Raw genomic sequence first — 25528 nt, 5'->3', positions numbered from 1 at the left:
TGATGTTCAATAGAGTAATTATGCTTGGTAACCTCACACGTGATTGTGAACTTCGCTATTTACCCAATGGTGGTGCAGTTTGTACCACTGGACTTGCGACCAATCGTCGCTTCAAAAAGCAAGATGGAAGCCAGGGTGAAGAGGTTTGCTTTATCGACATCACCTTTTTTGGACGTACTGCAGAAATCGCCAATCAATACTTAAGCCGTGGCAAAAAAGTATTGGTGGAGGGCCGTTTAAAGCTCGATCAATGGACTGATCAACAAGGAGTAAAGCGCTCTAAGCACTCTATTACCGTTGAAACACTTCAAATGATGGATTCACGTGGTGGACAAGAGAGTGGTGGTGCAGAAGGTGGTAGTTATGGTGGTGAGCCTATGGCAACGCCAAATGTCGGTTACAATAATGCAAACCAGCAAAAACCAGCTGCCTATCCAAGACAATCTACTCCTGAATATAGTGGTCATGAAATTCCGGACATCGATATTAACGATGACGAGATACCGTTTTAGCGATTTTTACATTTCTATGTAAAAATATCTGCCTTGAAGAAGGCAAGCTTTAGTGACAATTAGGCTTTGCCTAAGAGTCGTTATAAAAATAAGTAAAGGATAAAAAATGGCAGAGAAAAGAAAATTTGCACGCAAATATTGCAAATACTGTGAAGCAAAAGTAGAATACATTGATTATAAAGACGCAAAAATTTTGAGACATTCTCTTTCAGAGAGATATAAAATTATGCCACGTCGTTTAACAGGTAACTGCAAAAGACATCAAGAGATGGTAGAACTAGCGATCAAACGCGCTCGTGCTACAGCAGTTATTCCTTACATCATCGACACTCAAAAAGTTGTGGCTGTTCCTTTCGAACAACTTCAACAATAGTCTTTACATGTAAAGCTAGATGGTCTCCCATCTAGCTTCTTCTTTCTACTTCACTAACGCATACTCCAACACCTCTTCAACACGAGATACTGGGATAATTTTCATCTTTTCTTTCACTTCATCAGGAATTTCATCAAGATCTTTTTCATAGTTTTTCTTAGGAATGAGCGCCGTTTTAATCTTCGCTTTGTATGCGGCAATCAGCTTCTCTTTCAATCCACCAATCGGTAAAACCTTTCCTGTCAAAGTCAGCTCTCCAGTCATTGCAAGGTCACTTTTGACTTTTTTATCGCACAAAATAGAAGCAATTGCCGTTGCCATCGTTACACCTGCACTTGGACCATCTTTGGGTGTAGCACCCTCTGGAACGTGAATGTGAAGGTCATAACGTCTGTAAACATCACTTGGTTCGACCTTTCTTGCACTGTCTTCTTTATCAAGCCCTGTTGTTGGAATGATAGAAAGCGGCACATCAATTTTGCCATTGTCAATCAAGACTTTCACCACGCTAAGCGCAATTTTGGCAGACTCTTTCATGACATCGCCGAGTGAGCCTGTAATTTGAATGCCGCCTTTTCCTTGGATACGAATCGCTTCGACTTTAAGGACGTCGCCACCGACACTTGTCCAAGCAAGACCATTGACAATACCAACACTATTTTCTTTATCGACTTCATCGATTTCAAAAACAGTTTTTGGCAAGAACTCTTTCAGATTTGTATTGGTAATACTTACTTTTTCTAAATTAGAATCCATCAAAAGCTGTTTCGCTACTTTTCGTAAAATATCTGCGATTCTACGACGTAAATTTCTAACCCCTGATTCGCGCGTATAGTTGGCAATAATCAACTGCAAGGTAGGTTTGGAGATATTCACTTCACTGTTTTTCAAACCATGCTTTTTGAGTTCTTGAGGAATAAGATACTTCTTCGCGATCTCATACTTCTCTTGTGGGGTATAAGAGTTTACAAAGATAAACTCCATACGATCACGCAGTGGAGCAGGAATTGAGCCTACTTCGTTGGCGGTAGCAATAAAAATGACTTTGCTCAGGTCAATATTGAAATTGAGATAATAGTCTCTAAATTTGTTATTTTGCTCAGGATCAAGCACTTCTAAAAGTACCGCCGTAGGATCGCCCCTAAAACTTCGTGCGACTTTATCAATCTCATCAAGCACCACAACCGGATTCATCTCTCCAGCTTCTATGATACCTTGCACAATACGTCCAGGCATTGCGCCAATATAGGTTCGTCTATGACCTCTTAGCTCATTGACATCCTCTAGTCCACCCAAAGCAATACGTACAAGTTTACGTTTAAGTGCTTTGGCAATAGAGTTTGCCAAAGAAGTTTTACCCACACCCGGAGGGCCTGCAAAACATAAAATTGCGCCATTGGCTGATTTATCAGCAAGCCCTCGTTTAGCAAGAAGCTCTCTCACTGCAAAAAACTCTTCAATACGTTCTTTTGGTTTTTCCAGAGAATAATGGTCTTTATCAAGCTGTGATTTAACTTCCAAAACATCTAAGTTCTTTTTGGTTGCCTTACCAAAAGGAATTTCAATCACCCAGTCAAGATAACTTTGAATTAAACTCGCATCAGCCGAATCAGGGTGCATACGGGAGAGTTTATCAATTTGCTTTTTAATCTCTTTATACGCATCTTCTTCCATATACTCTTTTTTAGTTTCAAGCTTTTTGCGATACTCTTCGATCTCTTCTTCGCGTTGATTGTCCGTTCCAAGCTCTTTTTGAATCTGCTTGAGCTGTTCTTTCAGAAAATACTCTTTATTGACCTTCTCGATTTGCGAATGAACCTTGGTTTTAATCTCTTTTTTAAGTCTGCTTGATTCAATCTCTTCAATGACATAGTCGATAAGTTGGAGTAATCTACTTTCATCATCTTCTTCAACAAAAAGTTTATAGGCTTGCTCTTTTTTGAGCTTCATACTACTTGCAATCAAATCTGTAATGCGATGAATGTCGTTGTTATCTTCAATCGTTTTGATTAGATCAGGAGGAAATTGTCCGCCCAATGTTCCTAAAAGTGCAATTTTTTCCCTCAAAACGGCTAATGTCGCTTCTACTTTCATCGCTTCTGTACGGTGCGTATGAATCAAATCAATCGTTGCACGAAGGGGTGTAGAAGAGAGCTCTTTTAAAATTTTTCCTTTTTGCATACCTTGAAAAAGTATTTTGACTCTTCCATCAGGCAGATCCACTTTACGCATAATAGAGCCAATAACACCGGCTGGATAAATCGCATTAAAATCACGTCCATGCTCATTTCCAGCTTTTGCCGTACATACCATCACTAATGAGTTATGTTCTAAAGCGTCATTCGCGGCACGAATATTTTCATCATCCGTTAAGAAAAGGGGTGAAATCATAAAAGGGTATAAAAACAAATTGTCTTCGACGACAATAGGAATGTCCGCGGGAAAGGCGGTATAATCACTGAGTTTCATCTCTCAATCTCCGTCATAGTGTGTTTTTAGTTATTTTACATGTAAGAGCATAAGAGTCAAGCTCTTATGCCGTAATTAGATTGTATAGTAAAGAAGTAAATAAAAAGTTTTTGTGGCTACTTTTTCTCAAACCAAGAACGATACCAAGGAACACTTGGTTCTATAATTTTTGCGTCACCCAAAGAAGATTTTTTGAGTTTTTCATCGTATAATTGCGCTGCATCTGGCTTATCAACACGATTATAAAGATCTTTGATATTTTCATTTAAGAAATACTCACCCATTTCCAATCTTGCTAAAATCGTTTCCGCTAAAGGGCGGAATTTTGAGTTAGGATATTTTGCTATAAAATCTTTGGTTTGAACAATCGTATCTAAAAGAAGTTGCTGATTTCTATTTGGATTGGGGAATGCCTCATAGTTTGCTTTGATTTTCATGTAGCGAACATGATCGGCGTTGGCTTTACTACCATAACGTTTCAAATACTCATCAAGGTAAAAATTGGCTAAAACATACTCTTCATCTTGAATATGCGCATTGGCAAGCATCATCATTGCATCTGGAAGCAGTGGGGATTCGATGTGCTCACTGGCTAAAGATGTATATCGTGAGTCTGCTTTTTCCAAATCTTGAGCTTTAATTTCTTTGGCGATCTCTTCATACCAATAGGTTGCTGGCATATTAAAAACCTCTTTATCTTTAGAAGCACAACCACTGATTAAAGCTACCAATGACGCCACAATAAGAACATTTATTATCTTCATTTACTCTATCCTTTGTGTTAAAAAAACCTATTGTATCTTCTTTTTTGTTATCTTAAAATAAAAATAGATAATTTCCCATTTTAGACGATTTCTTTCAGAGTTCTTGTCGCATTTAACGTACAAAATGATACAATAGATAAAATAATTATTTTGCAAAAGGAATAGTATGATCTTCTCTGTTAAAGCGCCGATCCCAGGATTTGAATCCATCAAAGAAGTAGAACTCGAAAAATTTGATGATTTTTTTGTCAAATTTATCTCTAAATCCGACCCAACTGTCTTTACACTCATCAATCCTTTTATGATCCGCTCTTATGAATTTGAAATCCCTGAGTATTTTAGAGCTTTGCTTGATATTAATGAAAAAACAAACATTCTTATTTTAAATATTATGATTATTGCCACACCTATCGAAACATCAACCATCAATTTTATCGCACCCCTTGTCTTTAATGTTGATAACGGCAGTGTCGCTCAAGTCGTTTTAGATGTAAACCTCTACCCTGAGTTTGGTTTAATGGAAAGTATTTCACAATACTTAAATAAAGAAAAAGCTGAGTAAATAGCGTAGTGCACGACACTTGTGTGTATTTTCTACCTTTACATGTAAAGATATTTTAGAGGTGTTGTTATGAAAAAAAATAGCTTATTCTTATTCATCTTTTTAATCATTTTTTTTCATGTGATAAGTTGGGGAGCATGTACTGGCCCCTTACAAGGAACTTGGAATACAACTGCAACAACGTATAGTCATAGTAATAACAGTTTTACTGCCGATTATTATACAATCAATGTTTCTCAACCTGGGACACTAAACTTAACTATAAACAATACTAGTTCTGGTTCTGGAACAAGAAGTTTAACAGCTTCTTTATTTCCTACAGGAACGTGTTCTTCCACAGCTACATGGACGTCTGGCACGGTTACAAAAGGAAACTCTACAACAGGAAATATTGCCGTATCTGCTGGCACCTATACACTACAATTAACTCGAAGTAATTCAAGTACTACAGGGTACAGCCTAAATGGAACTTTTTCATTGCCCACACTTTCTATTGCTGATGCATCTTTGGCAGAAGGTAACAGTGGAACTTCATATATGAATTTTACTGTAACGCTATCGCCAAGTGCTAATGCAAGTGTCAATTATACAACTGCTAACGGAACAGCAACCGCTGGAAGTGACTATATTACTACAAGTGGGACATTGACTTTTACCTCAGTTGGTACAACCACTCAGACCATTTCAGTTCCTATTCTTGGTGATACAGTGATTGAACCTGATGAAACTTTTACTGTTACTTTGTCTAATGCTTCTGGAGCAACAATTTCAAGAACAACGGCAACAGGTACTATTTTAAATGATGACAACCCAACCGTTACCATAGGTGAACGTGAATTTGCCATTCGTAATCCTGTAACAACTCGAAATATTAAAGGTGGATTACAAGTTATTGGCAATACGGTTTTATGTGTTCAAAATAATGGTGTCTGTTATGATTATACTGGAAACCTAACCAACTCTGATTTAAATCTACAATATATCGATGTTGATGGGATAACCCGAAATTATAATAACTCATCTCAAGCTCAACTTAACATACCAACAACGGCAACAATCAAATGGGCAGGGATTTATTCTCAAGGATATCTTAATACGTATAATTCAACCTCAGTAACAACAATTTTAAAAGACCCTATTTATGTAACTATCCCAAATATGGGGACAATATCCAGTATTCCTGAAGTAATCGACCTCTATGCTAATGGTACTTATGGTTATACCTATGATACGTTTGCTGCCTTACCTTCATTGATTGGGCAAACAGGTGCCACGGTCAATGGTTGGATTACAGGTGCTAATATTAAAGCCAATACAGGAACCGATAGTAGTGGTCTAGGTAATTTTGGAGCGTGGGTATTAGTCGTTGTCTACGAAGATAGTAATTCTTCTTTAAAAAATATCTCTGTTTACGACGGTTACAAAAGAGTGGCAAATGCCTATGGGTTCAATACTGTAAACATCACACCTACAGGATTTTTAACACCAACTAGTGGTAGCATAAATTCTACTCTTTCGCTTTTTGTAGGAGAGGGAGATAAAAATATCGCTGGAGATAAGCTTTACGTCAATAGTACGGCAATTAATGATACAAATGCTTTTTATTCAACAATGAGTGGTTTTAATGCAAATCCTAATTATTCCAATACGGAAGGTATTGATATCCAAAACCACAATATTGGCGTAGATGGAAATACATCACATCCTCAAATTATCGGTAATGGCACAACTAGTGCAACTATTACATTAACATCTACTCAAGATACTTATTTTCCTAGCGTTGTTGCCTTTACCACCGAGCTTTATGAACCACGTGTCTGCTACGTAGAGGCTTATTATAATGCGGACGGAAATGCAACATTAACAAGTGCAAAAGTTGGCGATATTATTACTATTAAAACATGGATAGCCAACATGAAAAAAGATGCTAGTGATGGCAACTTAGAAACTGCACAAAAAGTTCAAATCACGATGGAGCATGATGATACCAATCTTGCATATAAACCTGAAAGCACTCAAATTCAAAATGTAGGTGAAAGTGCCTATACCAGTAAAACAGATGCCAATGATAGCGATATAGCAACATTTTACTCTGATACAAATACTTCTGTATGGAATATTGGCACAGGTGCAAATGGTACCAATGGTGGTGATTTAACGCCAAATGTTACCAATGATCCTAACAATAAAGCGTATATTTCCTTTAAAGAAAAATTACAAACATCAGGAGACATCACCATTGCCAATGTCTACAAAGTCTCTTACGAAAACTCTAGTATGGGACTTCGAATAGGAGATGAATCACCAGTCAATATTGGCGTATGTAAAGATTTTAATTCTTTAATAACGGTTAGCGCTCCACTAGGTGTTTTTAATGTTGTCAATCAAAATTTTTCAGGTAGCACAAACTCAAAAGATGGTACAACTAGCGATAATGCACTTTACACACAGATTGCAGGGCAAGATTTTAATGTTAAACTCTTGGTACTCAATACTGATTATACCACTCTAAAAAGCTACACTGGTGATGTTAATTTAAGCTTAATATCAGAGCCGAACTATTTAGTAGCAGATACAGATGCTCAAAAACAAGCTAAATGCGATGCTGCATCACCCTTGACAACTGCTCAAACTATCTCTTTTACCAGTGAAAGTTCAAAAACACTATCACTTAACTACTCAACTGCCTATAAAAATGTTGCTTTTAAAGTAGCATACAATGATAGCGGTACAACAAAATATGTCTGTTCACGTGATAGCTTTGCCATTCGACCAGCTACTTACGTAATGACCACCAACGCTGCACATTTAGTTGGAGGAGCAAATTATACACTTACTGTAAATGCTGTTACAAACAACACTGCTGTAAATGGCTATACACAAGCAATAACTACAAATACTACTAGCTTAAAAGCACTTTTAGATCTAATCATCCCTGCAGGATGCAATCTTCCAGCAGCGCAAAATGCACTTAATCCTATGACATTCACTAATGGAATAGCCACTTATGGTACTTTTACTTATAATAATGTAGGGGATGTAAACGTAACCGTTTCTGACAACAATTGGACAACAATAGATCAAAATTCAAATAGTGATTGTTTAGCGGAAAGCACTGCATCAGAGCCTGATGGAAATGGCAAAGTGGGATGTCTTATTGAAAAAGTACAACAATTTACATTTAGTCCAAAACAATTTAATAATCAATTAGCACTAAAAAATTTTAATGACGGCAATTTTACGTATATATCAAATGATAATAATATGAGTGCTAAGGCTCTTTTAACAACAACGGCTGTTTTAAATGACGCTATAACAACTGCAACTAATTACACAGCCAAGTGCTATGCACGAAACATTGACTACACTCTTGCCCTTATCAATAATAAAAATTTATCAACTTCAACTACTCAAAATCGTATTCATTATTTTGACGACACTAATGCCACATCCCATTTAGAAAACAATGCAACACTTGCACAAGCACCTTTTAGCTCAACCGAAGGTAATTTTACTAATGGTACAGCATCTAATTTAACATCATTATTTAATTTTACACGCACTATTACTACAGCAGACGAACCATTTAAAATTGCAAAAAATGATTTCAATATTACCAATGTTATTGATAGTAATGGAACGTCAGGAATTGATTTTAATAGGACAATAGATCAAAATACAACTTTTTACTATGGTCGTGTTTATTCAACTGACTATCGAGGACCTACTAACATCGATACTACTATTCGCTATGAGATTTATTGTAAAAATTGTATTAAGACTGATTTCAATATCATTGGAGTACAAAGTCCAACATCGCTTACTTGGTATCAAAATCCTTTACATGTAAACAATGATGGAAATGTAACAAAGTTTTCTTCAGTAGGAACAACCTTGATAAATAACCTTGATGAAACAGCCTCAGGAGCTATTGCTAACGGCATTGAGACCAATACGCTTAAAAATGCAGTGGCTCCCTATACAGATCGTATTCAGATGACACCTTCATCATGGTGCTTACTTTATAATTCTTCCAATACCGCAGCTACGACCAATGACTTTAATGTTGAATTTATACGTTCTGGTGACTGGGCTGGCCAAGGGAACCTTGGTAAAACGGTCGATGTTAACTCTTCTGTGCGAACAAATCGTAGGATGGAATGGTAATGCGCTCTGCTATGTCGATGATTGAGCTTGTTTTTGCTATCGTCATTATGGGCATTGCGGTGATGAGCTTACCCCTTATCTTAACGCAAGTACAAAATAACAACGCCTTTGCGATGCAACAAGAAGCGATTCTTGCAGCAAAAGCAAAAATTGGTGATATTCTGACCTATGAATGGGATGATAATAGTTATAGTGCAACCGCTCAACGCTCTTATGTGCTTGATACTCTTAATGGAAATGGCGATTTAAATCGTACAGGGACAACCGATCAAAGAGTCGGTCATGTTAATGCCAACTATCGACGAAAATTGTTTGACACCTCTATAGCCTTAGCGGCTAGATCTGCTACAGATACAAACACTACAGGTGGTAATGATGTTGATCGTTTTAACGGACAAGATACAAACATTTCTGCTACTTTGGAAAATGCAGGCAAAGGACTTGATTATGTGTTTGCACTGACGCTGAAACCTATCATTACCTATGCAAGAGATACCGCAACCTATAGCAACACCCCTCTTAATAATTTTGTATTTGATTTTGCTAACGCAAATGCTATTACTAATATTAAAACCATTTCTGTACAAGTTACAGGAGGCGATCAAAACATTACGTTACGCGCCTTTACATGTAATATTGGTGAATCGACACTTCTTCCTTCAAGGCCTTACAAATGAAACAACGCTCCGCTTTTACTATGATAGAACTGGTGATGGTCATCGTTGTTTTTGGAATCGTTGCAAGCATTGGAGCAGAGATTGTCGCTAGTTTATATACCAACTATCTACGAACACGCGCTATCAACTACCTTCAAAGCCAAACGGAAATTACTTTAGAGCAAATCGCAAAACGATTGCAGTATCGTATCAAAGACAGTGTACGCGTAACTACAGATGATGGAGGAACATGGGTTTCATTACCCAATGCTAACCCTACTGCCGCAGGTGATCATACTATTATCGAATGGATCGGTATAAGTAATGAAAGTTTTTTGGGTGAACACAATGGTACGTCTGTTGTGCCTGGATGGAGTGGGCTCATCGATATGGATAGTAATGAAACAAATGGCAGTGTTACCATAAGAACATTAAAAACACCTGGTAGCAGACTCGATTTTGCAAATAATACAATAAAAGCACTCACCAATAATGCCGTTTCTATGGATGGAACACCCGGTACAAACTTCCCTACTCTCATTTTTAAAGGTAGCAAAATAGGTACATTTGCAGATTATTACCCACCTAGTTCCAAATACGAAAACAACGTTACATGTAAAAATAATGATTGTACGACAAATCGAGATATTTTAAGTGTTCCTAATGGCTTAGCCGATCTTGACACTGATGGTTCTGGCGATCTATTTGAACAATACTATCTTTCACATACCGCTTATGCGATTATGCCAGGTAGCAACAGTGCAACTGACTTTACGTTGTTCCTCCAATATAATTATCAACCATGGCAAGGTGAAACCTATCAAAATGGATCACAAACAATCTTAGCCGAACATGTCAGCACTTTTCGTATTCGTCAAGATGGCGATGTTGTGCGTATCAAGCTTTGCATTCATGACAATAACCAAAGTGGTAGCTTCGACTTTAGTGCTTGTAAAGAAAAGGTAATTTACTAATGCGTAGAGGATTTACACTCATTACTGCAATCATTTTCATGGTACTGGTAGCTTCCATTGCAGCATTATCGCTCTCTTTTTCAAGCTTTTCCACCAAACAAACCACGGATTTGTACCTAAGAGAACAAGCGGAGCTCTTGGTACAAAGTGGCACTGAGTTTGCGCTTTTGGCAATTAGTGGGCATGATATCAATGCGACAAGCAATTGTATCAATTCTATTATCTCACAATATCCAACCACAGCTGCACCTCTTTTTGATATTAATATCACCATAAATTATATGGGAAGCGGTCTTCCTGCTGGATGCAATATATTGAGTAATGCAGTTGTTACTTCTGACTCTAATATTACTGTGATAATTGACACTATTGTTGAAGATCACAACATCTCCACAGAACCTATTCGCTTGCATCGTCGCACCATTCAAAAACCCTAAAATCAGCCCTAAAATCTCCTTTTCATTTAAGGTTTTATTTGTTATACTGACTCTACAAACCCTTGAAAGAGGGAAGGAAAAGGAGACAAGATGAACACGAGTATTGTAGGTAAACAATTTGATTTGACGGAGCCAATCAAGGCGTATGTTGATGGAGCCGTTGATGCTATCGGCAAATACAATTTGGATATTATCTCTGTGCGTACTGTGATCTCAGCAGATGAAAAAAATGGCAAAAAAGGCTTTAGTGTTGAGTTTGCTATTAATATGGCACATAAAAACACGGTTGTTATTCAACAAAAAGACAAAGATGTCTATGCCGCTGTTGATCTCGCCATCGAGAGAGCTAAAAAAAGTTTTACGTCGTCACCATGATAAAATTACCAATTATAAAGCTGATGAACTTGTTGTTACCGAAGAAAACAGTGAAGGAAGCGACGATGAGATCGTGCCAATTCGCCTTGATAGCTACAAACCTGTCGAAGTCGAAGATGCTATGAACGAGCTCAAAGCAAGTGACAAGCAGTTTATCGTTTTCCACGACATGGAAGATAAATTCCGCGTGATGTATAAAAAAACCGATGGAAGATTCGGGTTATATTAATACCAACCGCAAGAAGGCTTTGCCTTCTTGCCTATATTTCAAGTCTTGCTTTTGCCTCTTTTAAAATTTCCTCATCATTTGCCATTTCAAACCAAACCAGTTTTTTTCCACTTTGAATCACACCGCCAACGACATCTCCACCTTGACGGTATGCCAAATCAAGTTCTGCGATCTCAAAGCCATCCAACGTTTGAGAAAACTTCTCTAGCCTTTCACTTTTGGCTAGATTGGTGTAAAGATAGCAGTACCCTTTTAAACCATTGCGACTCACGCGTCCACGAAGTTGATGTAAACTCGCAAGCCCCAAACGTTCCGCGCCAACAATAACGATCGTGGAAAGCCTTGGAAGGGAGATGCCAACCTCCACAACCGTGGTTGAGATGAGCAGATTGCCCTCTTCTTTAAAGGTTTTGAGGATCTCTTCTTTATTTTTATCTTTGCCATACGTAACATAAACACCCTCAAAATTTTTCTCCCAAAAGCCACGCCCTTCATCAATCGACTGGTAATTGACCATTTCACTCTCTTCGACCAGCGGATAAACGATAATGCATTGATGCTGCTGTGCAATTTCATTTTTGAGATGTTCTACCAATGCTTTAAAATCTTTTTTAGCGATCACTTTGGTCGTAATATCTTTGGGAAAAGGAAGCATTTTAATAAATGAAAAATCCACCAAAGAGGACTGAATCATATTCAAGGTTCTTGGAATCGGTGTCGCCGAGAATTGCAAATAGTGCGGATGCCATGCCTGTTTGGAAACCAAAACTGAAAGCAACGCGCGTTGTTTGGTACCAAAGCGATGTTGTTCATCGACCATAACCAACGCACATTCAGGAAGCTCGCGGTACAAAAGCGCATGCGTGCCGATGATGAAGTCAAAATCAGCCAAATTCTCTTGACTATCCGCCTCTTGCGTGATCAAAAGCGTCTTTACATGTAAAGGTAAAAACTTCACTGCCTCCTCATATAATTGGTTGGCAAGCACGGTGGTAGGTGCCATCAAAATGGCTTTTTTGGGGTAGCTCATCATGACTGAAGCCAAAATCACCATCGTTTTGCCACACCCAACATCACCCATAATGACACGCTTGGCAGCATTTTCACTTAAAAAATCACGTTTGATCTCACCAATGACCTTTTGCTGATCGGTAGTTAATGTAAAAGGAAGTGAGGCGATAAAAGGCTGCTCATCTCCATCTAGTTTTGCGCAAGAGGGAAAACTTACCTTTTTACCAGAGAGTTTTTTGAGGTAGTTATGAATTTCGACATATTTAAGCACTTTAAGAATGGATTCTGAGTACCCAAAGCTACCTATGGCACTTGCCTCTTTGGCGCTGGGTCTGTGTAAGCTTAACAGTATTTGAGCTTCGTTTACATGTAAACCCTCATGCATTAAAGATTCAATGCTCAAATACCGTTGCATGAGCTCTATGACTGTTTTATTTTGAAGTGTTGTTTTATACTTTGGAAACAGAGTGTTAATGATCGTCACAGTTTTGGGTTGCACCATCTGCAAACGCCCTGCGTTGTAACTGATTTTTCCGTTAATATAAAGCTCATTCCCCACTTTAAAGAGTGCTTTATGGTACGGTTTTGCGGCAAAAATCACACCATCAAGGTTGGTTTGCCATGCTTCACAAAAAAAGACAATTTGCAAGACTTTAGGACTTTGCCTGAATGAAAGTACCTTTACATGTAATGTATTGATCTGCTCAATCAGAGGCGTGGGAGAAAGGGTTGTATTTTCATACGAAGAAGGCAGGAGTAGTGCCAAATCTAACAGCGTCGCTACTCCTATTTTTTTGAAGCGTTCTTGATCTATTGGGTCACATTCAAGGTTTTTCACGTTTTGTGACTACCGAAAAACTAAGGGCTGTGATTTCATCGTGTTTTTTAATGAAACTATTAAGATCTTCCAGACTTAACTTTTCAATTTTTTCAAGCTGTTTTTTAGAATACCCTAACTCAAATCCACTATAATACTCAAAGAAAGCACGAGAAAGTCGTTGTGAGAGCGTTTCATTGCGAAGTGGCTCAGAACCAAGTAAAAAGCGTTTCGCTTGTGCTAACTCTTCTTCCGTTGCCCCTTGATCTACAAAGCGTTTAATCTCTTCGCCAACAAGCTTTTTAGCCTCGTCCAAGTTCTCATTTTTGGTTTGAAGGTGTCCTGTAAAACTACTGCTTGATTTTCCTACACTGGTTCGGCTGTAGCTTGAATACGCAAGTCCACGTTTAACACGTATCTCTTCCATTAAACGACTTCCAAAACCACTCTCACCTAAGATGAAACTTGCAACTTTAGCTTTATAGGTTTCAGGGTCACCACTTTTCATATAAAAAGGTGCTCCAAAGTAAATGTAAGCTTGTTCACTCTCTTTATGAACAATCAGCTCTTTAGCATTTTTATTAGCATCAAAGTATGGTGTCGTCGTTCGTTTTCCATGCTTGATTTCAGCCAATACGGGTAAAAGCATTTTTTTAAGCTCGTCCAGTTCAATATCACCACCCGCAACGATAATCAAGCTCTCTAGGTTAATGCGTTCTTTGTAAAAGTTTTCAACATCTTTGAGTTTGAGCGCCTTAATACTTTTAACATCACCGCTGTACGCATGAGCAAAGGGGGTGTTTTCAAAAATGAGTTTTTGAAGATTGAGATTGGCGATGTAGTCAAAATCACTCTCTTTGTTAGAGAGCATTCCAAGGGTAAGAAGCTTGATTTTATCAAAGCTCTCTTTACTAAAATTTGGACTTTTGAGAAGTTTTTTCATCATTTCCAAAGCATAGGGAAACTGTTCTTTAAGTGCTGAAGCTTCAAAGACCATTGTTTCAACACCCGCATGAGCATCTAATGAAATAGCACGAAACTCAAGCTCTTCTGCAAACGCCGTTGCTCCCATCTCTTTGGTGCCTTCACCCAACATTCCTGCTAAAAACTTGGCAATACCTTCATTCGTACCATCTTCCATGCTACCTGCATTTTTAACGACAAGTTGTACTGAAGCGAGAGGGAGTGAAGCATCCTTTTCAAATACGATAGGAATTTCAACACCATTAACATTGATTTGACTAATCTCTTGACTCACTAATACTCCTTGTAACAAAATCATGATTGTAAAAAATAGTTTTTTCATGCGAACTTCTCCAAAATCGTGTACGATGTATCACGTTTGGCAGGGATAGACCCAATATCTTTGATGAGCTTAATCATCTCCGTTTGATTCATGCGATTAGCTGCACCTGCTGCTTTGACGACGTTCTCTTCCATCATCGTACTGCCTAGATCATTCGCTCCAAACAGCAGAGCAAGCTGACCAATGTAACTGCCTTGTGTTACCCATGAACTTTGAATATTTTTAAAATTATCAAGGTACAAACGACTCACGGCTAGAAGCCTGAGATAGCGATTTGAGGACTGCTTTTTAATCTCAGGATGTTCTTCTTTAAGCTTGGTATGATCACTTTGAAAACTCCACATGATGAAGGCTCGAAAACCACCTGTTTCATCTTGCAGCTCTCTAATTTTTTCCCAATGCTCGATGATCTCTTCATCGCTTTCCAGCGTTCCAAACATCATCGTTGCAGTTGATCTCATACCGATTTTATGAGCGGCTCTGTGTACGCCAAGCCACTCTTCGCTCCCTAATTTCTTAGGTGCGATAATATCACGAACACGGTCACTGAGTATCTCTGCTCCAGCTCCGGGAATGCTATAAAGCCCTTTTTTCTGAAGACGTAAGAGCACTTCTTGGTAACTGATCTTCGAGATTTTAGCGATGTAATCAATCTCAATAGCTGAGAATCCATGAATCGTGATACTAGGATAATTGGTACTAATCCACTCCACCAACTCTTCATACCATTCAATTTTAAGCTTAGGATGTACACCTCCTTGAAACAGGATTTGCGTTCCACCGATTTCAATCAACTCTTCGATTTTCTGACCAATCTCTTCAAAGGAGAGTACATACGCTTCATCTTCTTTATGATGACGGTAAAAGGCACAAAATTTACAATCAACCCAACAGACATTCGTATAATTGATGTTGCGATCGACAACAAATGTTGTCAAATTTTCAGGGTGAAGCTCCATTTTGCGCTTCAACGCCATCTCACCTAATGTATTAAGATCTACCTCACGAATTAGACGTAAGGCCTCTTCATTACTCATTCGTTTCATTCAATCCCTTTTTAACAAACAAAACAGATAAAAAGCTTGAGAGTGGAACCACACTTAAGCCCACAAAAAAAGCTATTGCATCCAAATTATCATGGCGAATTAAAAAAAGTACGGCTAAAAACAGTACACCATACGAAAGGATACGATACAGTGAAAGTGCACTTTTATAGCTTAAAGCAAGATTTTGAAAACTCTGTTTAAAGCCTACTTTAGCGACTCTTGGAGTAACATTTTCTTTTTCATCATCTTCTTCTTGATCGTCCTCATAGTATTTATCAAATTTATCATCAGGAATTAGCCCAGCATCAACACGACGTGTCACAAACGTATGGTACGAGCGAAACGATGCCAAAGTAATCAGCAGTGAGCAGACAAAGGCGATTTGCGTGTTTAAAAGCCACTCGCCTCCTTGAATCAACGAAAGAAGAATGACCAGTACATCTCCTAAAAGATAAAAGCGCAAAAGCCTACTTGTCGTCGTCATCTTCATCATCATCTTTAGGTTGTTGGTATTTTTTATAACGTACATCATCTTTGAGTTCATCTAAAGAAGCGACATTTTTTTTGTAAGCTTTGTAGACATTTAAAATAGCGCCACCCACTCCCCAAAAAACACCAACCCATAAAAGCCATGGGGTGTTAAACACATTGCTCATTAACATACCAACACCAATACCAATGAGCACTGCTACCACAATGGAAATGCCTAATGAGAGCTGTTCAGCCCCTTCGATCAGTTTGCCGTATTTTGGTTTTTCACTCATGCAATCTCTTCAAATACTTTAATCGCTGCCTCAATGGTCTCTTCAATCATCTCATCACTTATAGCATCAGAGATAAAACCTGTTTCAAACTGAGAGCACGCAAAGTAAAAACCCTCACGTAGCATACCTTGATGAAAGGCAGCAAAACATGTAGTATTACTTTTAAGAGCATCCTCAAAATTTTTCACGGGTTTGTCATTAAAGAAAAAGCCAAACATGGAACCAATGGCTGAAACTTGAAGCGAAATACCCGATACCTGAGCAGCTTCTTTAAGTCCCTCCACCAGTCTCTTAGCCTTTTTTTCAAGTCTAATATACAACGCTTCATCATCCATAATTTGCTCTAATGAAGCGAGTCCTGCTGCCATCGCCACAGGATTTCCACTCAGTGTTCCTGCTTGGTAGACTGGACCATCAGGAGAGAGTTTATCCATGATTTCAGCACGTCCACCAAAGGCACCCACGGGCATACCGCCACCAATGACTTTTCCAAACGTTACCAAATCGGGTACGGTTGAATAAATTCCTTGTGCCCCTTTGAGGCTTGCTCTAAAACCGCTCATGACCTCATCAAAAATAAGCAGTGTTCCATGTTTATCACATAAAACTCTTAACTCTTCCAAAAATTTTGCATCAGCAGGAACAAAACCCATATTGCCGGCCAGTGGTTCGATAATAATACAGGCAATGTTTTTAGAGTTTTTAAAACACTCTTTGACACTTTTAATATCATTGTATTTGGCTAAAAGCGTATGTTTCGTAAGATCGGCGGGAACACCTGGAGAACTAGGCGTTCCAAAGGTCACAGCGCCACTGCCTGCTTGTACTAAAAGGGAGTCACTGTGCCCATGGTAGCAACCCTCAAATTTGATAATATCATCTTTACATGTAAAGCCTCGCGCGAGTCTAATCGCACTCATAACCGCCTCTGTTCCACTACTGACAAAACGAACTTTATCAATTTCAGGAAAGAGCGAGCAGATGAGGCTTGCAAGTTTTGTTTCTGCTTTCGTAGGTGCTCCAAAACTGAGCCCTTTTTTAACCGCTTTAATGACCGCTTTTTCGATGGTTTTATTAGCATGCCCAAAGATAAGGGGTCCCCAACTTTGGACGTAATCGACATAACGATTGTGATCGACATCAAAAAGATACGCACCCTCGCCTTTTTTGATAAACAGAGGTGTTCCTCCTACGCTTTTAAACGCGCGTACAGGAGAATCTACACCACCAGGAATGACATTTTGAGCTTTTTCATATGCTTTAATGCTTTTATCATAGTGCATTTTCATGATCCTCATTGATTATTTTTTAAAATTTTACAGAAAGTTTCTATACAAACTACTTTTTCACTTCACTTGAGACGTAATAATACAAACTATCAATCTCCTGCCATGTTAAAAAATAAGTCGGCATGACTCTATGTTGAGACGTCAAAGCTTGAAAAAAGCGTTCTTTAGAAACGCTGGTAATCGCAGGTGCAGAGAGGGTCACTTCTTTACCTCTTGAGATGTATTTTGAGATAATAGCACCTTCAGCTTTTTCACCATGACATTTGTTACAGCCAATGCCTCTAGGGTTAGAATAGAGCATCTTCGCATACTCCATTTTAGAGATAAAATCCTCACTCAAAAGTGGTGTTATAGACAAAAATAGGAACACGTTACATGTAAGCAAAAACCGCATCAAAACTACTTTATCCTCTCTTTATTCGTAATTTGGTATAGTATCAAAAATGAACTAAAAGGATGTTTGAATGCAGATCCTCGATGGGAAAGCACTGTCAGATCAAATCAAAATAGAGCTCAAAACACAGAGCGATGCCCTTAATCTTAAAGGCATTACTCCCGGTCTTGCCGTCATTTTAGTCGGTGATGATGCGGCGAGCCAAACCTATGTCAAAATGAAAGAAAAAGCGTGTGATGCAGCGGGTGTTTATTCGATTATTCATAAAATGCCAACTACTATTTCACAAGAAAAAATTTTAGAAACCATTACGATGATTAACAACAACCCAAATATTGATGGAGTCCTTGTTCAACTTCCTCTCCCAAAACACATTGATACCACAAAAATTATTGAGGCGATTGATCCTAAAAAAGATGTCGATGGCTTTCATCCCTTCAATGTGGGTCGTTTAGTCGCAGGACTCGACAGCTTTGTACCTTGCACACCACTGGGTGTTATGCGTCTTTTAGCACACTACAATATCGATCCGAAAGGACTTGATGCGTGTGTTGTGGGTGCTAGTAATATTGTTGGAAAACCGATGATGAATCTGCTTTTAAATGCAGGCGCAACGGTTGATATTTGCCATATTTTCACCAAAGATCTTAAAGCACATACCCAAAAAGCTGACCTAGTCATTGTAGGCGTAGGTAAACGAAATCTCATTACTGCCGACATGATTAAAGAGGGTGCCATGGTGATTGATATTGGTATCAACAAAACTGAAGAAGGACGCCTTGTGGGTGATGTTGACTTTGCCAATGTTGCTCCAAAATGCAGTTACATTACTCCCGTTCCAGGAGGAGTTGGCCCCATGACGATTGCCATGTTACTCGAAAATACCATTAAAGCTGCCGAACAGCGTTTATAATTTAGGAAAACTATGAAAAATTTACTCAACCGTTTTTACCACTTTTCCAATAGCTGGACAGGTACACTTATTATTGTTTTATTTGTTATCTTTTTTGTCGCACAAGCCTTTGTTATTCCTAGTGGTTCGATGATTAAAACCCTTTTGATTGGTGATCATCTTTTTGTGAAAAAATTTGTTTATGGTATTCCAACACCGCATCTTCCTTGGCTTGAAATTCCTGTTTTGCCTGATTTTAAAGGCAATGGACATCTCATTGAAGGAAATAGACCTGAGCGTGGGGATATTGTCGTTTTTCGCTATCCCAAAGATATCAAAGTTCATTATGTTAAACGTTGTGTCGCAACAGAAGGGGATGAAATTCTTTTCCAAGAGAAAAATCTCTACATTCACTTCAGCGAGGGAGATGAATATATTAAAGCCAACTATCCTGCTGAAAAAATCAAAACGATTGCCGGTAAACTTTGGGTCAATAACCCTTATATTGAAAAATTTCATGGCATTCACTATGATGACTCCGTTGATCTCTTTCAACAAATGGTACTGCACTTAGGGGCAAATCAACTTTTCATGAAACCTGCTCAAGTACAGGAACTTCCAAGTATTTCTGGCTATGGATTTAACGCTTTTTATGCCAAAGTAGAAAAAGATAACTATTTTATGATGGGCGATAACCGCGACCACTCTAACGATAGCCGTTTTTGGGGAAGTGTCCCTTATAGCCTCATTGTCGGAAAGCCTTGGTTTATCTATTTTTCATGGGATGATGACTATAAAATCAGATGGAACCGCATTGGTCGCTTTGTCGAATCCATGCAATACGATGAGAACTTTTTCTAATGGAAGTTAAAATTATTGAGATCAGTGCTACCGTTTTAGCTCTTATGGTAGCGATCATTGGCCATGAGATTATGCATGGATATGTCGCATATCGTTATGGTGACACTACGGCTAAATACCAAGGTCGTTTGAGCATCAACCCCATCGTTCACGTTGATCTTGTAGGAACGATCATTGTTCCAGCTGTCCTCTTTTTTAGTGGTGCTCCTTTTATGTTCGGTTGGGCAAAACCTGTACCGATTTATATACCCACCGTCATTAGAAATGGTGGCTATAAAGCGGCTATTTATGTCTCTTTAGCAGGTATTGCTTACAACTTCACGCTAGCCCTTCTGTGCGCAGGCATGTTGAGTTTTTTACCTGATCTAAGAAATGCAAGCAACTTTATTGAAGTTTTTGTCATCTTTTTTTTAATCCAGTCACTGATTTACAACGTTGTTTTAGGGCTTTTCAATCTCTATCCCATTCCACCCTTAGATGGTTCACACGCCCTCACCTATCTTGGTATCATCTTTGGATGGAACGCGCTCGTGCGCTTTTATGAATCATTAGAGCGTTATGGCATGATCATTCTGATTGTTTTCATTGCAACACCCCTGTCACACTACTTTTTTCTACCCATTCGCTACGTAATTGGATGGTTATATTAACAGGCTTCCTATGGGGAGTCTGTTTTTGGAATTTCTAATAATCCTTGTGATATAATCATTTCTATTACCTAGTTAAAGGACATTTCCTTGAAGTTTTTTATCGCAACCGATCATGCAGGCATTGCCATCAAACCCGATGTCATTGCACTGTTAAACCATATGGGTCATGAAGTCATTGATCTTGGACCGTTTAACGATCAACGTGTTGATTATCCTGATTATGCTCATGCACTTTGCCTTGAAGTTCTCAATAACAGTACAACACAGGGAATTCTTATCTGTGGCTCAGGTATCGGTATGAGCTTGGCCGCCAATAAGCATATTGGTATTCGTGCAGCGCTTTGTCATGATGCGTATACAGCAGAAATGGCACGCGCACACAATGATGCGAATGTACTCTGTTTTGGTCAACGTATTGTTGGGCTAGGTGTTATTGAATCCATGCTCAAAGCATGGTGTGCTACCTCATTTGAAGGTGGCAGACACGCTGATCGTGTTAAGAAAATAGAGTTATGACTATGGCACTTGACTGGGTTATCGCAACGGTACTTTTTTCCGCTTGCATGTACTTATTGATTATGGTGTTTTACTTCAAAACGCTTTTACGTAAAGAAAAGCGCAGTAACATTGTCGTTAAACAAACCCTCAATGATGCCGAAGTGGTTATCCGCAAATACCAAGTGCAATTGCAACGCTCTTTAGGCAATATTGATATTTTAAGTGATGAACTTAAAAAAGTCAAAAATGACCTAAAATCACTTCGTACACGCAACAGTCAGTACCGCATGGAAGGAGACAAACTCCGCCAGCACATTAAAGAGCTTGAAGGAAAGATCGAGGCACTTTTATAATTCGTTTAAAAAGTTACTCTTTTTCTTTCTCCTTTTACATGTAAATATTTTTCTGCCCCTCAAGAGGCAAACTTTAGCGCCCAAGTGGCTAAATAACGTAGCTTTTTAAGTTTTGCTTAGAAGGCATATTCAAATGAAAAAGGTTTTCTATGAATCATTTAAGTGAAGCTGATAAAATTTATCTTTTAAATTCTGTTCGAGAAATTGAAGATTTCCCAAAACCTGGCATCAAATTTAAGGATATTACCACTCTCCTAGGCGATGCTAAAGCATTTACACTCTTGATAGACCATTTGGTTGATCGTTATTCGACTATGAAAATTGATTATATTGCTGGTATCGAAAGCCGTGGATTTATCTTTGGGGCTGCATTAGCAGCACGTCTTAAAACACGTTTTGTCCCTATTCGAAAACCGGGCAAACTTCCCTACACAACGATCAGCGAAAAATACTCATTGGAGTATGGCGTTGATGAAGTTTGTATACACATCGACGCATTTTCAGCTATAACCACATCAAAACCAAGAGTACTCCTAATCGACGACTTAATTGCAACAGGCGGCACAGCCACAGCTGCAGTCAATCTTATTAATAAAGCAGGAGAAGAATGTGTTGAAGCGTGCTTTGTGATCAACCTTACTTTTTTACAAGGGGATCTTGATATCAAAAAAACAACTTCTGTCTATTCTGTATTAGAGGTATTTTAATGTATATTCCTAGAGCTTCAAAATTCGACCCTGATCACAATGGCCATTTTGGTATTTTTGGTGGACGCTTTGTTCCTGAAACACTGATGCCTGTTCTGTTAGAACTTGAAAAAGAGTACCAGAACCTTCGCTTTAATGAAAATTTTTGGACTGAAGTGGATCACTACATGAAAGATTATGTAGGACGCCCTTCATCACTTTATTTCGCGAAAAATATTTCTCAAGAGTTAGGTGCTAAAGTTTATCTCAAACGTGAAGACCTTAACCATACAGGTGCACATAAGATCAATAATACCATTGTACAAGGCTTAATCGCTAAAAAAATGGGTAAAAAACGTGTCATTGCAGAAACCGGTGCGGGGCAACATGGTGTTGCAACAGCAACCGTCGCGGCACTTTTGGGACTTGAATGCGAAGTGTTTATGGGAGAAAAAGATGTTGAGAGACAAGAGCTCAATGTTTTTCGTATGAAGCTTTTAGGCGCAAAAGTACACGCCGTTAAAAGTGGTAGTAAAACACTTAAGGATGCGATGAATGAGGCGATTCGTTACTGGGTCACTCATGCTCGAGATACTTTTTACATTATCGGAACCGTTGCAGGCCCTCATCCATATCCTATGATGGTACGTGATTTTCAAGCCATCATCGGTTATGAAGCAAAAGCGCAAATTTTGGTCAAAGAAAAACGCCTTCCTGACATGGTTGTTGCCTGTATTGGTGGTGGTAGCAACGCAATGGGTATTTTTAGCCATTTCTTAGGCGAAGAAGGGGTGACCTGTGTCGGTATCGAAGCAGGTGGTCTTGGCATTGATACGGATAAACATGGCTGTTCCCTCGCAAAAGGAAGCCCTGGAGTACTGCATGGACAGATGAGTTATCTTCTCCAAGATGATGATGGACAGATACTCGAAGCTCACTCTATTTCAGCAGGACTCGATTACCCTGGCATTGGACCTGAACATGCGTATCTTAAAGAGTTAGGTGCGGCAAAATACGATCATATTACCGATCAAGAAGCACTCGATGCCTTTGTCTGGTTGAGTCGTAAAGAAGGTATTATTCCTGCTTTTGAGAGTGCACATGCTGTGGCATATTTGAAGAAAATTCCTAAAGACGAGATCAAAAATAGAGTCATTATTGTCAATCTTTCAGGACGTGGCGATAAAGACATGATGCAAGCAAAATCCATTTTGAATATTGGATAAGCCAATGAATGAATTTATGAATAAACATTCTGGAAAACTATTTGCTCTCTTTATGACAATCGTACTCTCAACGCTTGGATATGTCCTCTACTTAGCACCTGTATGTGGATTGGAAAATAAATTTATCTATCTCTTAAAAGAGTATGGCTACATCATTCTCTTCTTTTGGGGAATGTTGGAGGGTGAAATTGGGCTTGTCATGGCAGGTTTATTGACTCATACAGGCGATATGCACCTTTTTATTGCCATCTTCGTGGCAGGACTTGGCGGCTTTGCGGGAGATCAAGTCTATTTTTACATTGGTCGTTTTAATAAAAAATTGGTTCATAAAAAACTTAGGAGTCAACGTCGAAAACTCGCCCTTGCCCATGTTCTTTTGAAAAAACATGGCTGGCCTATTATCTTTGCACAACGTTACCTCTATGGATTACGTACCGTTATTCCTATTTCCATAGGTTTGACACGTTATAGTGGCAAAATGTTTGCGTTGATCAATCTTATTTCCGCATGGTTTTGGGCATCTTTTACAATTATTCCCACATGGTATTTTGGTCAAGAAATTCTCATTGTCATTCATTGGGCAAAAGCACACTGGTATTTTGCTATTCCAATAGCCGCCATTGTTGCAGGTGGCATCTCCTATTATTTTCATAAAGTAACTGATAAGACATTTAAGGATAAACATGCAAATAGAACTACTCAATCAAAAATTAACTGAGGCAGCAACAGACGTTAAAATCGTCTTTGTGATCAATAAAGATTTAACGCATTCCTGGATTAGCGATCAAGAAACGTTACACTTTTTAGGATTTAAAGGTGAGAGTGAAGAGACTCTCTTCATACCAACAAGCAAAACACTGTATGTCGGGTGCGATTCTCTTGATGCCGATGAAATTCGTTTAGCGGCTTCCAATACACTGGGTGCACTTAAAAAAACCAATGTCAAAACACTTGCCATTGGTACATACTCTCACGAATGTCCTGGCATGAATATTAAAGCACTTGTTGAAGGCTTCATTTTAGGTAACTATTCATTTGATACGTATAAAAGCAAAAAAGAGTCTTCTAAAATTGAAAAAATAACGATCTGTTTGGACGATTATAGCCGTACCGATGTTTCAATGGAAACAGCAAATAAAGCCCTTCGCGCAGCGACTGCTGTTGCAGAAGCAACCAATTTTGCGAAAGAGATCGTCAATGCAACTCCTGAAGATATGACACCGATTGCACTCGCAAAAGTGGCGCAAACCTTAACCTCGATTCCAAACGTTACATGTAAAGTGATGGACGAGGTATTTTTAAAAGACCAAGGGATGAATGCCTTTCTTGCTGTCAATCGCGCCAGCGTACATCCTCCTCGCTTGATTCACCTCACCTATAAGCCTGAAAATGCCAAAAAACGCCTTGTGTATGTGGGAAAAGGTCTCACGTACGATAGCGGTGGACTTAGCTTAAAACCAAGCGAGCACATGGTCACCATGAAAGCAGATAAAAGTGGTGCAGCCGCGGCTATGTCGATCTTAAAAGCAGCTGCGACTCTTGAGCTTCCCTATGAAATCCATGCCATTATTGGTGCAACGGAGAATATGATTGGGGGCAATGCCTATAAACCCGATGATGTTTTGGTCGCAAAGAACGGTAAAACCATCGAAGTACGCAATACGGATGCAGAAGGTCGCTTGGTTTTAGCAGATTGTCTGTGTTATGCACAAGAGCTTAAACCTGATCTTTTGGTCGATATGGCAACACTCACAGGTGCATGCGTTGTTGCGCTAGGTGAATACACTACCGGTATTATGGGACACAGCAGTGAACTCAAACACTCTATGCTGAAAGCGGCAACCGCTAGTGGAGAGCTCAGTGGTGCACTTCCGTTTAACAAGTACCTCAAAAAACTTCTAAAAAGCTCCGTTGCCGATATGTCGAACATCAGCTCTAGCCGTTACGGTGGCGCTATTACCGCTGGACTCTTTTTAGATAATTTCATCGAAGAAGAGAATAAAGACAAATGGCTTCACTTAGATATTGCAGGGCCAGCTTATACTGAAAAAGCATGGGGCTATAACCAATTTGGTGCAACGGGTGCTGGCATTCGAATGAATCTTTACTGGATATTTGAAGAAAATAAAAAATAGTCAAAGTGCCTTTATGGCTTAATATAAGTTTGCTGGCTTTGAGTAAAAGCCGTTACCAAAAGAGTTCTGTAGGAATTCTAAT

At 38.9% G+C, this 25528-nt stretch carries 25 protein-coding genes and 1 pseudogene; 17 read left to right on the top strand and 9 right to left on the bottom strand.

The window, feature by feature from the left end; all coding sequences use genetic code 11:
* The first annotated feature begins 2 nt into the window (after window positions 1–2).
* Together FA584_RS04855 and rpsR are read left to right on the top strand one after the other, a co-directional pair.
* Complete coding sequence (locus tag FA584_RS04855) at window positions 3–512, top strand: single-stranded DNA-binding protein (protein WP_087438333.1); 510 nt, start codon at window positions 3–5, stop codon at window positions 510–512.
* A 106-nt stretch (window positions 513–618) separates the two neighbouring features.
* A complete protein-coding gene (gene rpsR, locus FA584_RS04850) occupies window positions 619–885 on the top strand; it encodes a 30S ribosomal protein S18 (RefSeq protein ID WP_012856656.1) in 267 nt (88 codons plus the stop codon).
* A 45-nt stretch (window positions 886–930) separates the two neighbouring features.
* On the opposite strand, the gene lon is transcribed toward rpsR, so the two are convergent.
* Together lon and FA584_RS04840 are read right to left on the bottom strand one after the other, a co-directional pair.
* A complete protein-coding gene (gene lon, locus FA584_RS04845; protein WP_167750385.1) occupies window positions 931–3354 on the bottom strand; it encodes an endopeptidase La in 2424 nt (807 codons plus the stop codon).
* 116 nt (window positions 3355–3470) lie between these two features.
* Window positions 3471–4118: an outer membrane protein assembly factor BamD gene (locus FA584_RS04840; protein ID WP_167750384.1), complete on the bottom strand. Its 648-nt coding sequence runs from the start codon at window positions 4116–4118 to the stop codon at window positions 3471–3473.
* Window positions 4119–4284: 166 nt separating this feature from the next.
* On the opposite strand from FA584_RS04840, the gene fliW reads away from it, so the two are divergent.
* The 6 genes and pseudogenes from fliW (at window position 4285) to hpf (ending at window position 11518) form a co-directional block, all read left to right on the top strand.
* Complete coding sequence (gene fliW / locus FA584_RS04835) at window positions 4285–4680, top strand: flagellar assembly protein FliW (protein ID WP_167750383.1); 396 nt, start codon at window positions 4285–4287, stop codon at window positions 4678–4680.
* Between the two features lie 69 nt (window positions 4681–4749).
* Entirely contained in the window at window positions 4750–8847 is a 4098-nt protein-coding gene (locus tag FA584_RS04830) for a Calx-beta domain-containing protein (protein WP_167750382.1), read from the top strand.
* Window positions 8847–9524 (top strand): type IV pilus modification PilV family protein, encoded by a 678-nt coding sequence (locus FA584_RS04825; protein WP_167750381.1) that lies wholly within the window; start codon window positions 8847–8849, stop codon window positions 9522–9524. Before FA584_RS04830 ends, FA584_RS04825 begins: the two co-directional genes overlap by 1 nt.
* Window positions 9521–10477, top strand: coding sequence for a type II secretion system protein (locus FA584_RS04820; protein ID WP_167750380.1), 957 nt, complete (start codon window positions 9521–9523; stop codon window positions 10475–10477). Before FA584_RS04825 ends, FA584_RS04820 begins: the two co-directional genes overlap by 4 nt.
* On the top strand, window positions 10477–10914 hold the full coding sequence (locus FA584_RS04815) for a type II secretion system protein (RefSeq protein ID WP_167750379.1): 438 nt from the start codon (window positions 10477–10479) through the stop codon (window positions 10912–10914). Before FA584_RS04820 ends, FA584_RS04815 begins: the two co-directional genes overlap by 1 nt.
* A gap of 90 nt (window positions 10915–11004) precedes the next feature.
* Window positions 11005–11518, top strand: a pseudogene (gene hpf / locus FA584_RS04810) (ribosome hibernation-promoting factor, HPF/YfiA family).
* Between the two features lie 31 nt (window positions 11519–11549).
* On the opposite strand, the gene recG reads toward hpf, so the two are convergent.
* From recG to FA584_RS04775, 7 genes are read right to left on the bottom strand one after another with little or no spacing between them, the layout of a single operon-like run.
* On the bottom strand, window positions 11550–13367 hold the full coding sequence (gene recG, locus FA584_RS04805) for an ATP-dependent DNA helicase RecG (protein WP_167750378.1): 1818 nt from the start codon (window positions 13365–13367) through the stop codon (window positions 11550–11552).
* On the bottom strand, window positions 13354–14604 hold the full coding sequence (locus tag FA584_RS04800; protein ID WP_369806285.1) for a M16 family metallopeptidase: 1251 nt from the start codon (window positions 14602–14604) through the stop codon (window positions 13354–13356). The genes recG and FA584_RS04800 overlap by 14 nt, the downstream gene beginning before the upstream one ends.
* A gap of 44 nt (window positions 14605–14648) precedes the next feature.
* Window positions 14649–15698: a dehypoxanthine futalosine cyclase gene (locus tag FA584_RS04795; RefSeq protein ID WP_087438323.1), complete on the bottom strand. Its 1050-nt coding sequence runs from the start codon at window positions 15696–15698 to the stop codon at window positions 14649–14651.
* Window positions 15682–16188 (bottom strand): hypothetical protein, encoded by a 507-nt coding sequence (locus tag FA584_RS04790; RefSeq protein ID WP_228448596.1) that lies wholly within the window; start codon window positions 16186–16188, stop codon window positions 15682–15684. Before FA584_RS04790 ends, FA584_RS04795 begins: the two co-directional genes overlap by 17 nt.
* Complete coding sequence (locus FA584_RS04785; protein WP_167750375.1) at window positions 16166–16462, bottom strand: AtpZ/AtpI family protein; 297 nt, start codon at window positions 16460–16462, stop codon at window positions 16166–16168. The genes FA584_RS04790 and FA584_RS04785 overlap by 23 nt, the downstream gene beginning before the upstream one ends.
* The gene (gene hemL / locus FA584_RS04780; RefSeq protein WP_096046346.1) at window positions 16459–17745 is read right to left on the bottom strand and encodes a glutamate-1-semialdehyde 2,1-aminomutase; all 1287 of its coding nucleotides are present in this window, start codon (window positions 17743–17745) and stop codon (window positions 16459–16461) included. Before hemL ends, FA584_RS04785 begins: the two co-directional genes overlap by 4 nt.
* Before the next feature lie 55 nt (window positions 17746–17800).
* Window positions 17801–18145, bottom strand: a complete 345-nt coding sequence (locus FA584_RS04775) for a cytochrome c (RefSeq protein WP_167750374.1) — start codon at window positions 18143–18145, stop codon at window positions 17801–17803.
* A 70-nt stretch (window positions 18146–18215) separates the two neighbouring features.
* Here FA584_RS04775 and folD point away from each other — a divergent pair, with 70 nt between their 5' ends.
* The 9 genes from folD (at window position 18216) to FA584_RS04730 (ending at window position 25446) form a co-directional block, all read left to right on the top strand.
* A complete protein-coding gene (folD, locus tag FA584_RS04770; RefSeq protein ID WP_087438319.1) occupies window positions 18216–19058 on the top strand; it encodes a bifunctional methylenetetrahydrofolate dehydrogenase/methenyltetrahydrofolate cyclohydrolase FolD in 843 nt (280 codons plus the stop codon).
* A gap of 12 nt (window positions 19059–19070) precedes the next feature.
* Window positions 19071–19898, top strand: a complete 828-nt coding sequence (lepB, locus tag FA584_RS04765) for a signal peptidase I (protein ID WP_096046345.1) — start codon at window positions 19071–19073, stop codon at window positions 19896–19898.
* Window positions 19898–20548, top strand: coding sequence for a site-2 protease family protein (locus FA584_RS04760; protein WP_096046344.1), 651 nt, complete (start codon window positions 19898–19900; stop codon window positions 20546–20548). The genes lepB and FA584_RS04760 overlap by 1 nt, the downstream gene beginning before the upstream one ends.
* A gap of 87 nt (window positions 20549–20635) precedes the next feature.
* Window positions 20636–21064 (top strand): ribose 5-phosphate isomerase B, encoded by a 429-nt coding sequence (rpiB, locus tag FA584_RS04755; RefSeq protein WP_096046343.1) that lies wholly within the window; start codon window positions 20636–20638, stop codon window positions 21062–21064.
* 2 nt (window positions 21065–21066) lie between these two features.
* A complete protein-coding gene (locus FA584_RS04750; RefSeq protein WP_087438315.1) occupies window positions 21067–21399 on the top strand; it encodes a hypothetical protein in 333 nt (110 codons plus the stop codon).
* A gap of 149 nt (window positions 21400–21548) precedes the next feature.
* The gene (locus FA584_RS04745) at window positions 21549–22106 is read left to right on the top strand and encodes an adenine phosphoribosyltransferase (protein WP_096046342.1); all 558 of its coding nucleotides are present in this window, start codon (window positions 21549–21551) and stop codon (window positions 22104–22106) included.
* A complete protein-coding gene (gene trpB, locus FA584_RS04740) occupies window positions 22106–23311 on the top strand; it encodes a tryptophan synthase subunit beta (RefSeq protein WP_096046341.1) in 1206 nt (401 codons plus the stop codon). The genes FA584_RS04745 and trpB overlap by 1 nt, the downstream gene beginning before the upstream one ends.
* A 4-nt stretch (window positions 23312–23315) precedes the next feature.
* Complete coding sequence (locus tag FA584_RS04735) at window positions 23316–24029, top strand: DedA family protein (RefSeq protein ID WP_096046340.1); 714 nt, start codon at window positions 23316–23318, stop codon at window positions 24027–24029.
* Window positions 23995–25446: a leucyl aminopeptidase gene (locus FA584_RS04730; RefSeq protein WP_096046339.1), complete on the top strand. Its 1452-nt coding sequence runs from the start codon at window positions 23995–23997 to the stop codon at window positions 25444–25446. Before FA584_RS04735 ends, FA584_RS04730 begins: the two co-directional genes overlap by 35 nt.
* Window positions 25447–25528 lie beyond the last annotated feature (82 nt).

The sequence above is a fragment of the Sulfurospirillum diekertiae genome (genome assembly GCF_011769985.2).
Classification (GTDB): domain Bacteria; phylum Campylobacterota; class Campylobacteria; order Campylobacterales; family Sulfurospirillaceae; genus Sulfurospirillum; species Sulfurospirillum diekertiae.
Note: the sequence above shows the minus strand (reverse complement) of the source record. Positions and strands in the feature narration are given on the sequence as shown.